At 72.8% G+C, this 12,376-nt stretch carries 13 protein-coding genes; 6 read left to right on the top strand and 7 right to left on the bottom strand.

The features are described from left to right. The 5 genes from hutH to CCN56_RS00750 all read right to left on the bottom strand — a co-directional run. A partial coding sequence (gene hutH / locus CCN56_RS00770; protein WP_086822166.1) for a histidine ammonia-lyase occupies positions 1 to 1,428 on the bottom strand: 1,428 nt, incomplete at its 3' end. Between the two features lie 80 nt (positions 1,429 to 1,508). Further along, a complete protein-coding gene (locus tag CCN56_RS00765) occupies positions 1,509 to 2,678 on the bottom strand; it encodes a sensor domain-containing diguanylate cyclase (RefSeq protein WP_086822164.1) in 1,170 nt (389 codons plus the stop codon). An 87-nt stretch (positions 2,679 to 2,765) separates the two neighbouring features. Continuing rightward, positions 2,766 to 3,554, bottom strand: coding sequence for an enoyl-CoA hydratase/isomerase family protein (locus CCN56_RS00760; protein WP_041130938.1), 789 nt, complete (start codon positions 3,552 to 3,554; stop codon positions 2,766 to 2,768). A gap of 62 nt (positions 3,555 to 3,616) precedes the next feature. Next, positions 3,617 to 4,765 (bottom strand): adenylate/guanylate cyclase domain-containing protein, encoded by a 1,149-nt coding sequence (locus CCN56_RS00755; RefSeq protein ID WP_086822161.1) that lies wholly within the window; start codon positions 4,763 to 4,765, stop codon positions 3,617 to 3,619. 333 nt (positions 4,766 to 5,098) lie between these two features. Continuing rightward, a complete protein-coding gene (locus CCN56_RS00750; RefSeq protein ID WP_086822158.1) occupies positions 5,099 to 5,944 on the bottom strand; it encodes a biotin--[acetyl-CoA-carboxylase] ligase in 846 nt (281 codons plus the stop codon). 134 nt (positions 5,945 to 6,078) lie between these two features. Between CCN56_RS00750 and CCN56_RS00745 the strand changes: the two genes are divergently transcribed. Continuing rightward, positions 6,079 to 7,671: an acyl-CoA carboxylase subunit beta gene (locus CCN56_RS00745; protein WP_041130935.1), complete on the top strand. Its 1,593-nt coding sequence runs from the start codon at positions 6,079 to 6,081 to the stop codon at positions 7,669 to 7,671. A 27-nt stretch (positions 7,672 to 7,698) separates the two neighbouring features. After that, the gene (locus CCN56_RS00740; protein ID WP_030687388.1) at positions 7,699 to 7,911 is read left to right on the top strand and encodes an acyl-CoA carboxylase epsilon subunit; all 213 of its coding nucleotides are present in this window, start codon (positions 7,699 to 7,701) and stop codon (positions 7,909 to 7,911) included. Positions 7,912 to 7,979: 68 nt separating this feature from the next. On the opposite strand, the gene CCN56_RS00735 is transcribed toward CCN56_RS00740, so the two are convergent. Next, complete coding sequence (locus tag CCN56_RS00735; protein ID WP_086822156.1) at positions 7,980 to 9,374, bottom strand: MFS transporter; 1,395 nt, start codon at positions 9,372 to 9,374, stop codon at positions 7,980 to 7,982. A 69-nt stretch (positions 9,375 to 9,443) separates the two neighbouring features. Between CCN56_RS00735 and CCN56_RS00730 the strand changes: the two genes are divergently transcribed. From CCN56_RS00730 to CCN56_RS00720, 3 genes are all read left to right on the top strand, one after another. Beyond that, positions 9,444 to 10,091 carry a TetR/AcrR family transcriptional regulator gene (locus CCN56_RS00730; protein WP_086822153.1) on the top strand — a complete coding sequence of 216 codons (648 nt, stop codon included), beginning with the start codon at positions 9,444 to 9,446 and terminating at the stop codon, positions 10,089 to 10,091. A gap of 71 nt (positions 10,092 to 10,162) precedes the next feature. Next, positions 10,163 to 10,291, top strand: coding sequence for a morphogenic membrane protein MmpB (gene mmpB / locus CCN56_RS44090; RefSeq protein ID WP_086822151.1), 129 nt, complete (start codon positions 10,163 to 10,165; stop codon positions 10,289 to 10,291). Positions 10,292 to 10,354: 63 nt separating this feature from the next. Next, positions 10,355 to 10,960, top strand: coding sequence for a nucleoside triphosphate pyrophosphatase (locus tag CCN56_RS00720; protein WP_086822149.1), 606 nt, complete (start codon positions 10,355 to 10,357; stop codon positions 10,958 to 10,960). A 4-nt stretch (positions 10,961 to 10,964) separates the two neighbouring features. On the opposite strand, the gene CCN56_RS00715 is transcribed toward CCN56_RS00720, so the two are convergent. Beyond that, positions 10,965 to 11,402, bottom strand: a complete 438-nt coding sequence (locus CCN56_RS00715; protein WP_256961623.1) for a hypothetical protein — start codon at positions 11,400 to 11,402, stop codon at positions 10,965 to 10,967. Between the two features lie 384 nt (positions 11,403 to 11,786). Between CCN56_RS00715 and CCN56_RS00710 the strand changes: the two genes are divergently transcribed. Next, on the top strand, positions 11,787 to 12,376 hold a 590-nt coding region (locus CCN56_RS00710), incomplete at its 3' end, for a biotin carboxylase N-terminal domain-containing protein (protein WP_306300574.1).

Here is a 12,376-nt window from a genome sequence, read left to right as displayed (position 1 = left end):
GACGCCGGCCGCGCGCAGGGCCTGGATGGCGGCCTGCGAGGCGGGTGCCGGGGTGAGGCCCTCGCGGAGCTCGATGCCCCGGGTGGCGGCGTACAGCTCGACCGCGAGGATCCGGTTGAGGTTGCCGATCGCGGTGCGCAGCTTGCGGGCGGCGGACCAGCCCATGGAGACGTGGTCCTCCTGCATCGCGGAGGACGGGATGGAGTCGGCGGAGGCCGGGACGGCGAGCCGCTTCGTCTCGCTGACCAGGGCGGCCTGCGTGTACTGGGCGATCATCAGGCCCGAGTCGACGCCGGCGTCGTCGGCGAGGAACGACGGGAGGCCGTGCGAGCGGTTCTTGTCGAGGAGCCGGTCGGTGCGGCGCTCGGCGATGGAGCCGAGGTCGGCGGCGGCGATCGCGAGGAAGTCGAGGACGTACGCGACGGGGGCGCCGTGGAAGTTGCCGTTGGAGGCGACCCGGCCGTCGGGCAGGACGACGGGGTTGTCGACGGCGGCGGCGAGCTCGCGCTCGGCGACGAGGAGGGCGTGGGCCATGGTGTCGCGGCCGGCGCCGGCGACCTGCGGGGCGCAGCGCACCGAGTAGGCGTCCTGGACGCGGGGGGCCTCGCCGGCCTGGGCGTGGCCGGTGAGGCCGGAGCCCTTGAGGACGGCCAGCATGTTGGCGGCGGAGGCGGCCTGGCCGGGGTGCGGGCGGATGGCGTGCAGCTCGGGTTCGAGGACCTTCTCGGTGCCGAGGAGGGCTTCGAGGGAGAGCGCGGCGGTGATGTCGGCCGACTTGTAGAGGGTGTCGAGGTCGGCGAGGGCCATGATCAGCATGCCGAGCATGCCGTCGGTGCCGTTGAGGAGGGCGAGGCCCTCCTTCTCCTTGAGCTCGACGGGGGCGATGCCGGCGGCGGCGAGGAGCTCGCCCGCGGGCTTGACCACGCCGTCGGGGCCTTCGGCGTCGCCCTCGCCCATGAGCGCGAGGGCGCAGTGGGAGAGCGGGGCGAGGTCGCCGGAGCAGCCGAGGGAGCCGTACTCGTGGACGACGGGGGTGATGCCGGCGTTGAGGACGTCGGCCATGGTCTGGGCGACCTCGGGGCGGACGCCGGTGTGCCCGGAGGCGACGGTCTTGAGGCGGAGGAACATCAGGGCGCGCACGACCTCGCGCTCGACGCGCGGGCCCATGCCGGCGGCGTGCGAGCGGACGATGTTGCGCTGGAGCTGGGCGCGGAGCTCGTGGCTGATGTGCCGGGTGGCGAGCGCGCCGAATCCGGTGGAGACCCCGTAGACGGGCTCGGGCTTGGCGGCGAGGGCGTCCACGATCTCCCGCGCGGCGGCCAGGGCGGCCACCGCCTCGGTCGACAGCTCGACGCGGGCGCCGTGGCGGGCGACGTCGATGACGTCCTGCGGGGTCGTGCCGGACGTGCCGAGGACGACTGTCTGCATATCCATATTCAGCACCCTACGGATTGAAGACCTGCGTGTCACTAGGGGATTTCGTCACTGTCCCCGCAGGGGACGACCCCTTACGCCGACGAGTCCCCCGTCGACTCCCCGGCCGGCGGCTCCACCGGCAGGGGGCCCGTCGTCGGCGCGTCGCGGAAGCGGCGGCGGTCCCTGGCCCCCGGGGGTGCGTCGGCGAGGCGGATGACCGTGCCGTCACGGCCCGCGACGACGGGCTTCGACGAGCGGTCGGCCTTCGCCTGGTACTGGGCGGCGTCGGCGAGCCGGAAGAGGCGGCGGGCCGACCTGAGCGGCCCGATGGGGTCGCCGGTGGACGCGACCCCGCAGGCCACGCCCTCGCCGAGCTCCAGCTCCGCCGCCCGTACGCACAGCTCCTCGGCGACCGCGACGACCTCGTCCGCCGCCGGGCCGACGGTGAGCAGGCAGAACTCGTCGCCGCCCAGACGGGCCGCGAGGGCGCCGGGGAGCATGGCGCCGCAGCGGGAGAGGACCGAGCCGAAGCGTTCGAGGAGGCGGTCGCCCACGGCGTGGCCGTGGGTGTCGTTGACCCGCTTGAGGCCGTTCAGGTCGCAGACCATCAGACTGACCACGGAGCCGTCCGCCCGGTAGCGCTCGATGGCCTCGTCCAGGCGGGTGTCGACGGCCCGCCGGTTGGCCAGGCCGGTCAGGGGGTCGGTGAAGGCCAGCTTGCGGACCTCCTCCAGACGCTCGGCCTGGGCGATGCCGGCGGCGACGACCGCCGCCAGGACGGTCGCGAAATCCGCGTCCGCACGGGTGAAAGGTTTCTCCGCCGGTGGGCGGGCCACGTACAGCTCCCCCCACGCGCGCCCGTGCAGCACGATCGGGGCGACCACGCAGCAGCCGCGCCCCCGCCGCCGCAGACCCGTCACCCGACCGGTCGGGACGGGGTCGGCGGCCGTCTCCACCCAGGCGTCCGGCTCGCCGCCGCCCGCCCACTGCTCGTGCAGGAACTCGGTGATCTCCGGGAACTGGTGCACGGGGTACGTCTCCGAGTCCGGGAACTCCTCCTCGCCCACGGCCCGGTCCCCGGCGTTCACCAGGACCTTGAGGCGGCCGTGGTCCCGCTCCCAGACGGACAGGGCGGCGAAGCTCCCGTCGAGGCCCTCGCAGGCCCCGAGCGCCGCCGCCCGCCAGAACTCGCGCGGAGTGTGCGCCGCCGCCATCGCCTGCGCCAGCGCCACTACGGCCCGCAGCCGCACATCCTCACCCATTCCTCCAGCTTAGGGAGGTTTGATCCGTTTTCCCTTCCGAGACGTCACCGTAAGTCACATTTGGTACAAAGCGGTAGAAATCTCAGGTCACTCGCCCGGCCAGTTCGGCTTCCGCTTCTCGTTGAAGGCCGCCACGCCCTCCGCCCGGTCGCCCGAGAAGGCCACCGAACGCCAGGCCGCGTCCTCGACCTCGAGGCCCGCCCGCAGGTCCAGGCCCTGACCGAGCCGCATCGCCTTCTTCGCGGCGCGCAGGCCGACCGGCGAGTTCGCCGCGATCCGCCCGGCGAGCTCCAGGGCCGCCGTCCGGGCGTCCTCCTCCAGGAGGTCGACGAGGCCCAGCTCGCGGGCCTCGGCCGCCTCCACCCGGCGGGCCGTGAAGACCAGCTCGGCGGCGCGCGCCGCACCCACCCGGCGCGGGAGCAGCTGCGTACCGCCGCCGCCGGGGATGACGCCCACGGAGACCTCGGGGAGGCCGACGACGGCGGTCGCGTCGGCCACGATGACGTCGCAGGCGAGCGCCAGCTCGAAGCCGCCGCCGAGGGCGAAGCCGTGCACGGCGGCGACGGTCGGCATCGGCAGCTCGAGGACGCCGGTGTAGCAGGCGCGGGCGGTCGGGCGCTGGCGGACGAGCTCGGCGTCGGTGAAGGAGTTGCGCTCCTTCAGGTCGGCGCCGACGCAGAAGGCGCGGTCGTTCGAGGAGGTCAGGACGGTGACGCGGACCTCGGGGTCGGCGGCGAGGGCGTCGCAGGCGGCGCCGATGGAGCGGGCCATCTCGGAGGAGACCGCGTTCATGGCCTTGGGCCGGTCGAGGACCAGCTCCGCGACGTGACCGTCCTTCCGGACCACCACGAACTCACCAAAGCGCTGCTCGGACATGACCGCACACCCTCCCGGTTCAGGCCCGTCAACGGGTGTTAACGGGCGTTCACCGGGAGATCCTAAGTGGGACGGCGGCTCAGGAGCCAGGGTTCGACGACGCCGACGCCCCGGACCGAGCGCTGGTACGTCGGCTGGAGCGCGAAGCGGTACGTGACCGGCTGCCGGCCCTCCTTCTCGGCGCGGGCCGCCTCCTCGGCCGCCTCCGTCTCCGAGACGGGCGCCTCGCCGGTGCGGGTCAGCTCCTCCGCGAAGGCGTCGTCGACGAGGACGGCGTCCTTCGGGGCTATCGAGGTGAGGCGGCTGGCCAGGTTCACGGTGGTGCCGAAGACGTCGCCCATCCGGGTCGTCACGGTGCCGAAGGCGATGCCGACGCGCAGCGCGGGCATCGTCTCGTCGTGGCCGAGGGTCTCGATCAGCCGCAGCGCGATCTCGGCGGCCGTGCCGGGGTCGTCGGCGCAGTACAGCACCTCGTCGCCGAGGGTCTTGATGAGCCGGCCGCCGTGCGCGGCGACGAGGTCGGCGCAGGTCGTCTCGAAGGCCTCGACGAGCTCGCCGAGCTCCTCCTCCTCCAGGCGGCGGGTGAGCCGGGTGAAGCCGACGAGGTCCGCGAAGCCCACGGCCAGCCGCCGGTCGACCATCTCCTCGTCGTCGGCGGCCTGCACGACCCTGCCCGTGGCGGCGGCGAGCTGCCGGCGCCAGACGTAGACCAGGAACTCCTCCAGCTCGGGCAGGAGCAGCTCGACCAGCGGGTACGTGACCTCGGTGCGGGTCATGCCGGGCTCGGGCGGCTCGGTCAGGCCCTCCAGGAAGGAGTCGATCTGCCACTCGGCGAGGCGCGCGGTGGTCTGTCCGGTGGAACGGGCCACCTGCACGGCCATCGGCTCGCTGAGCAGCCCCGCCTCCACGAGGCCGGCGAGCCGCCGCAGGGCGAGGACGTCGGCCTCGGTGAGCGCCTTGGCCTGGCCGATGTCGGCGAAGCCCATGGCGCGCCAGAAGCGGGAGGCGAGCTCCATGGAGACGCCGGCGGTGCGGGCGGCCTGGAAGGGGGTGTAGCGGCGGTCGGCGCCGAGGATGAGCTGTTCCAGGCGGATGGCCAGGGGGTCGTGGCTCGGCTCGGCCGTGTGGTCGACCTCGTGGTGGGGGGTGGGGTACGTGGGCGCCTCGGGCGGCTCGGTCCCGCCGCCCGCGTTCGCGTCGTCGACGGTCACCGGCCGCCTCCTGCCCGTTCCCTGCCGCTGCCCACGTGTCCTGCCGATCTGTCGCCATCGATCCCGGTCAACGATACGGCAGGTGTGTGCTGGCTCACCCCTGCGCGGTGCCGCGGCGGCCGTGCGGGCCGCCCCGTGCGCGGGCGCGCGGCCACCGGCCCCGGAGTCGTGCCGTCCACCGGGCGCGCGGGCGCTCGGGGCGGACGAACCGGAGGGTGCGGCGCGCGGGTGGGGTGTGCCCACCCTCCCCGAGCTCTCGGCTTCGCTCGAGCAGGGGGACCCCCTCGCCTTGCGGAACGATTGCCCACACCGGGGCGGAGCGCGTGCCCGCGCCTACGTCCGCAGGTGGACGATGTCGCCCGCTCCCACCGCTTCCGTGCCGCCGCCCTCCGTGGCGACGACCAGGCGGCCGTCTCCGTCCAGGGCGACGGCCTCCCCCTCCAGCATGCGTTCGCCGGGGAGTTCGGCGCGGACGCGGCGGCCGAGGGTGGCGCAGCCGGCCGCGTAGGCCGCCTGGAGGCCGGAGGCGGCGGGGTCGCCGTCGGCCCGTACCCAGTCGCCGTACCACTGCGCGAGGGAGCGCAGGACGGCCCGCAGGAGGGTGTCGCGGTCGGTGGAGACCGCGCCGGCGAGGAGGAGGGAGCCGGCCGCCGGGACGGGCAGTTCGTCCTCGCGGAGGCTGACGTTGATGCCGAGGCCGACGACGATGGCGTCGGCGCCGGCCCGCTCGGCGAGGATGCCGCCGGTCTTGCGTTCCTCGCCCGCGACGGAAACCAGGAGGTCGTTGGGCCACTTGAGTGAGGTGTCGACGCCGGCGGCCTTCGCGAGGCCGGTGGCGGCGGCCACGCCGGTGAGGAGCGGGAGCCAGCCCCAGCGGTGGACGGGCACGTCCGGCTTGAGGAGGACGGAGAGGAAGAGCCCGGAGCGGGCGGGCGCGGTCCAGGTGCGGTCGAGGCGGCCACGGCCCGAGGTCTGCTCCTCGGCGACGAGCACCGCGCCTTCGGGCAGTTCGTCGGCCCGGGCGGCGAGGTCGCTGTTGGTGGAGCCGGTGGTGGTGACCACGTCGAACGAGGTCCACAGTCCGTCGGGGAGAACGAGCGCGCGGCGCAGCGCGGGGGCGTTCAGCGGGGGCCGGTCGAGGTCGGACCAGGGTCCGCCGGAGCCTTGAGAGGACGTCATGCAAGCCAGAGTAGGTGTGGCAAAGACCGCAGTGCCGAACCCTATCGCCGTCGATACGCTACGGGTCAGTAGGCCAGTAGTAGCCCATTCGTAGTCAACGAACCCCCCGTGACCAGGCAGGGAGCCGCATCCCGATGTCCGAGCCGGCAGAGCAGTACGAGATCGACATTCACACGACCGCGGGCAAGATCGCGGACCTCAAGCGCCGTATCGACGAGGCCACGCACGCCGGCTCGGAGCGCGCGGTGGAGAAGCAGCACGCCAAGGGCAAGCTGACCGCGCGCGAGCGGATCGCCCTCCTCCTCGACGAGGGCTCGTTCGTGGAGCTGGACGAGCTGGCCCGCCACCGCTCGACCAACTTCGGCCTGGAGAAGAACCGGCCGTACGGAGACGGTGTCGTCACCGGCTACGGCACGGTGGACGGCCGTCCGGTCGCCGTGTTCTCGCAGGACTTCACGGTCTTCGGCGGGGCGCTCGGCGAGACGTACGGCCAGAAGATCATCAAGGTGATGGACTTCGCGCTGAAGACGGGCTGCCCGGTCGTCGGCATCAACGACTCCGGCGGCGCGCGCATCCAGGAGGGCGTGAGCGCGCTCGGGATGTACGGCGAGATCTTCCGGCGGAACACGCACGCGTCGGGCGTGATCCCGCAGATCTCGCTGATCGTCGGCCCGTGCGCGGGCGGTGCGGTGTACTCCCCCGCGATCACCGACTTCACGGTGATGGTCGATCAGACCTCGCACATGTTCATCACCGGTCCCGACGTCATCAAGACCGTCACCGGTGAGGACGTGGGCTTCGAGGAGCTGGGCGGCGCCCGGACGCACAACTCGACCTCGGGCGTGGCGCATCACATGTCCGGTGACGAGAAGGACGCGATCGAGTACGTGAAGTCGCTGCTCTCGTACCTGCCGTCGAACAACCTCTCGGAGCCGCCGGCCTTCCCGGAGGTCGCGGAGACCGAGGTGACGGACGAGGACCGCGAGCTCGACACGCTGATCCCGGACTCGGCGAACCAGCCGTACGACATGCACAAGGTCATCGAGCACGTCCTCGACGACGGCGAGTTCCTGGAGACGCAGGCGCTGTTCGCGCCGAACATCGTGACCGGCTTCGGCCGCGTCGAGGGCTTCCCGGTCGGCGTGGTCGCGAACCAGCCGATGCAGTTCGCCGGCTGCCTGGACATCAACGCCTCGGAGAAGGCGGCGCGTTTCGTCCGTACGTGCGACGCCTTCAACATCCCGGTGCTGACGTTCGTCGACGTCCCCGGCTTCCTGCCCGGTGTCGACCAGGAGTACGGCGGCATCATCCGGCGCGGCGCGAAGCTGATCTACGCGTACGCCGAGGCGACGGTCCCGCTGATCACGGTCATCACCCGCAAGGCCTTCGGCGGTGCGTACGACGTCATGGGCTCCAAGCACCTGGGCGCCGACCTGAACCTGGCGTGGCCGACGGCGCAGATCGCGGTCATGGGCGCGCAGGGTGCGGTCAACATCCTGCACCGCCGGACGATCGCCGATGCGGAGGACCAGGAGGCCGAGCGGGCGCGGCTGATGCAGGAGTACGAGGACGCCCTGCTCAACCCGTACATCGCGGCCGAGCGCGGCTACATCGACGGGGTGATCCTGCCGTCGGACACGCGCCCGCAGATCGTGAAGGGTCTGCGTCAGCTCCGTACGAAGCGGGAATCCCTGCCTCCGAAGAAGCACGGCAACATCCCGCTCTAGCCCCGCCCGGACCCTCAAGGAGCCGACATGATCAAGGTCGTACGAGGCAACCCGACTCCGGAGGAGTTGGCCGCCGCACTGGCGGTGGTTCAAGCCCGGGCCGCGGCCACGGCGGCGGCGTCCGCCGAGGCGGGCGGCCCGGCGGTACCGGAGGGGTGGTCGGACCCCTCCCGTATCGCACGGGCGGTACGGCAGCGGCCGGGCCCGCGGGCCTGGGCACGGTCGTACTGGCCCGTGTAGTCGTCGCACGGTGAAAGGCCGGATCCCTTGTGCGGGGGATCCGGCCTTTCGCATGCCCGGGCCGCTTCTCACGTACGGCGGAGGAAGAGGCCCGACAGTACGGCTCCGGCGGCGACGATCGCGGCGTTGACGAGGACCGCCAGGCCGATGCCGTCGAGGAGCACGGGCGCGGTGACGACGACGGCGCTCATGACCGGGGTGCCCATGGTGATGCCGATCTGCTGGGTCATGGTCGCGAGCCCGGTCGCCATGCCCTGCTCGCCGTCGGGGAGGCCCGAGGTGGCGGTGACCATGAAGCCGACGATCGCGAGCATGTTGCCGACGCCGCCGGCGAAGGTCGCGGCGAGCAGCAGCGCGAGGCTGCCGGGGTCGTCGCCGAGTCCGTACAGGGCGAGGGTGGCGAGGGCCTGGAGGAGGCCGCCGGAGACGAGGGCGGTACGGGCGCCGAAGCGGCCGATGAAGCGGGAGGCGGCCACTCCGCCGAGGACCGTGCCGGCGCCGAGGACGCCGAAGGAGAGTCCGGCGGCGAGCGGGGAGAAGCCCAGGACGTCCTGCAGGTAGAGGGTCATCAGGAAGACCAGGGAGGTCTCGGTGACGAAGGCGACGAGCCCGGCGAGGTTGCCCCAGACGACGGTGCGGCGCTTCAGGACGCGGATCGGGACGAGGGGCGAGGCGGCCCGGCGTTCGACGAGGACGAAGGCGACGAGGAGCGCGGCGCCGGCGGCGAGGGCGGTGAGCGCGGTGGGGTCGCTCAAGCCGTGCTCGCCGGTGCGAGTGAGGCCGTAGACGAGGGCGAGGAGGCCGCCCGTGACGGTGATCGCGCCGGGCACGTCGAGGCGGGGGCGGTCGGCCGGGCGGCTCTCCTGGATGACGGCGGGGGCGACGAGGAGGACGGCGAGGGCGACCGGCACGTTGACGAGGAAGGCCCAGCGCCAGGAGAGCAGGTCGGTGAGGACGCCGCCGAGGATCGCGCCGGTGGTGAAGCCCGCGGACATGAGGGCGCCGTTCAGGCCGAGCGCCTTGGCGCGCAGCGGGCCCTCGGGGAAGGAGGAGGTGAGCAGGGAGAGCCCGGCGGGGGTGACGGCGGCGGTGGCGAGGCCCTGGGCGACGCGGGCGGCCATGAGCATCTCGGGTCCGGTGGCGAGGCCGCCGACGAGGGAGGAGATCCCGAGGACGGCCATGCCGGCGAGGAAGAGGCGTCGGCGGCCGACCAGGTCGGCGACACGCCCGAAGAGGAGGGTGAATCCGGCGGCGGCGAGGGCGAAGGCGGTGGCGATCCACTGGAGGCCGCCGAGGGTGAAGCCGAGTCCCTGGCCGATGACGGGCAGGGCGACGTTCAGGATCGAGAAGTCGACGGCCAGCATGAACTGGGCGAGGAGGAGGACGACGAGGACGAGCCGCATCCGGCCGGTCATCCGGTCGGGCCGGGCGGGCGAGGTGGCGGGGAGATCGAGGGCAACCATGCACGGACCCCTTAATGGGAAAATGGTTCCGTTAAGATGTCCCGTACCGTAGCAGAGTCGAAGGCGTTAATGGAACAGGAGACCCGTTTGACTGAGAGCCGGCCGGCCGTGCCCGGCACCACGCGTCCCGGCGGCCGCACCGCGAAGGTCCGCAGGGCGGTCCTCGACGCCACCCTGGACGCCCTCGCCGACACCGGCTTCCACGCCCTGAACATGGACCGGATCGCCGCGGGCGCCGGCGTCGGCAAGACCACCGTGTACCGCCGCTGGGGCTCCCCCGTCGGCCTGGTCACCGACCTCCTGCACGACATGGCCGAGCAGTCGCTGCCCGCCTCCGACACCGGCACCCTCGCGGGCGACCTGCGGGCCAACGCCGAACTCGTCCGGGCCACCCTCGTGGACCCCCGGATGGGTGCCGTCTTCCGCGCGGTCATCGCCGCGGCGGCCTGCGACGAGGAGTGCGCCCGCGCCCTCGCCGACTTCTACCGGACCCGGCTCGCCGAATGGGCCCCGGTCGTCACCAGGGGCGCGGCGCGCGGCGAGATCCCGGCGGGCACGGACCCCGCCGAACTCCTCCGCGCCGTCTCCGCCCCGCTCTACTACCGCTTCGCCGTCACCCGCGAGGAGCTCGACGCGGCCGTCGCGGAACGGGCGGTGACGGCGGCGCTCGTGGCGGCACGGGACGGGGTGTTCGCGCCCGCCGGAGTCCGCGAATAGTCCTTTCGCACAGGGGCGCCTGAGTATCCGTACTCAGGCGCACCGGCCGCCCCGCCAGCAGGATCGGAGGCATGCTGTGGTCGGACCCGGAGAACAAGCCGCCGAAGTTCCTCCGCGAGATGCAGGCGCTGATCAGCCGTACGGGGGTGCTGCTCGCCGTGGCCGCGGTCCTGGCCGTACTCCTGACGGGCACGCGCTGAGAACCACCGGGGGGCACACGCCGAGAAGCACCGGCGGGGGACCGACCCGATTACGCTGCCCCCATGACTGCTGATCCGCGCCGTGTCGTGCTCGCCTCCGCCTCCCCCGCCCGGCTCGGTCTGCTCCGGCAGGCCGGACTCGCTCCCGAGGTGATCGTGAGCGGCGTCGACGAGGACAAGGTCCACGCCCCGACCCCGGCCGAACTCGCGCTCGCCCTCGCGGAGGCGAAGGCCGCCCATGTGGCCGCCAAGCCCGAGGTGTTCGGCGCGCTCGTCATCGGCTGCGACTCGGTCCTGGAGCTCGACAAGCAGGCCCTCGGCAAGCCGGCCGACGCCGAGGAGGCCACCGCCCGCTGGAAGTCGATGCGCGGCCGCGTCGGCGTCCTGCAGACCGGCCACTGCGTGTACGACACGGCCGCCAAGCGCTACGAGTCGGCGACGGCCTCCACCGTGGTCCGCTTCGGCGAGCCGACGGACGAGGAGATCGCCGCGTACGTGGCGAGCGGCGAACCGCTGCACGTGGCGGGCGCGTTCACCCTGGACGGCCGCTCGGCGCCGTTCATCGACGGCATCGACGGGGACCCGGGCAACGTGATCGGCCTGTCCCTGCCGCTGCTGCGCCGGCTCCTGCGCAAGCTGGACGTCGAGATCACCGACCTCTGGGCCTGATCCCTCAGGCGGCGGCCGGCGCCTCTTCGGGGGCGTCGGCGCCCTTCCCGCGCTCCTCGCCGTACGCCACCAGGGTGAGGACGACGAGTCCGAGCACGGTCACCAGGAAGGCGAAGGCGGGCCAGCCGAGGAGGCCGACGGCGACCGCGCCGAGGAGGCCGTGGACGACCGCGCAGCCGATGAGGAGGCCGCGGCCGAAGCGGCCGGGGCGGCGGTCGCGGACGCCCGCGACGAGGGCGACGAGGGCGCAGAGGACGAGGGCGACGCCGGAGCCGATGCCGAGCCCCCAGGTGCCGGCGACCATCGCGTCGGGGTCCATGCCGTCGAGGGACATCGACTGGGCCTCCACGAAGCCCGCCATGACGGCGTTGATCGCGACGATGCCCGGCGCTTCGAGGAAGAGCACGGCGGCCGTCACGAGGGCTATCGGTCTGCGGGCCACCTCGGCCACCCCCTGGATTCGCCTGTTACCGGCAGTACGGTCGACAGCACGCAGGCTACTGACCGGTAAACCCTCGGACAAGAGTTCGCGCACGGCGGGCGACGGCGGAGGGCGGGGCGGCGGCGGGGCAAAGAATCGTTGAGCCATTCGTAGGGACTCCACAAAGAAACCCGAATGGCCCCTGGTCCCATGAACAGAGACCTGCGCCACACCTCGGAGCTACTGTGCCGTCAAGGAACCCTGCGTACCTTGGTGCGACAAGGGAATTCACGACCCGAGCGGGCCCGTGGTCACGCTCCGTGTGGGCAAGCTCACCACTGGGGACGGGTCGAAAGGCCGTGTCGGCAGTCCCTAAACTCAGCTTGTTTCAAGGAGGGAGCCATCGTGCGCAAGGTGCTCATCGCCAACCGTGGCGAAATCGCTGTCCGTGTGGCCCGGGCGTGCCGGGACGCGGGTATCGGCAGCGTGGCCGTGTACGCCGATCCGGATCGGGATGCCCTGCACGTCCGGGCGGCTGACGAGGCGTTCGCTCTGGGCGGTGACACCCCGGCGACCAGCTACCTGGACATGGCCAAGGTGCTGCAGGCCGCCAAGGACTCGGGCGCGGACGCCGTACACCCCGGCTACGGCTTCCTTTCCGAGAACGCCGAGTTCGCGCAGGCGGTCCTGGACGCGGGTCTGACGTGGATCGGTCCGCCGCCGCAGGCCATTCGTGATCTGGGTGACAAGGTCGCCGCCCGTCACATCGCGCAGCGCGCCGGCGCCCCGCTCGTCGCGGGCACGCCGGACCCGGTGTCGGGTGCCGACGAGGTCGTGGCCTTCGCCGAGGAGCACGGCCTGCCGATCGCGATCAAGGCCGCCTTCGGTGGTGGCGGTCGCGGTCTGAAGGTCGCCCGCACCCTCGAAGAGGTCCCGGAGCTGTACGACTCCGCCGTCCGCGAGGCCGTCGCGGCCTTCGGCCGGGGCGAGTGCTT

This window comes from Streptomyces sp. NRRL B-24572 (genome assembly GCF_002156145.1).
Lineage (GTDB): Bacteria > Actinomycetota > Actinomycetes > Streptomycetales > Streptomycetaceae > Streptomyces > Streptomyces vietnamensis.
The sequence above is the reverse complement of the archived record's forward strand: the minus strand, read 5'-3'. Positions and strand labels throughout refer to the sequence as shown.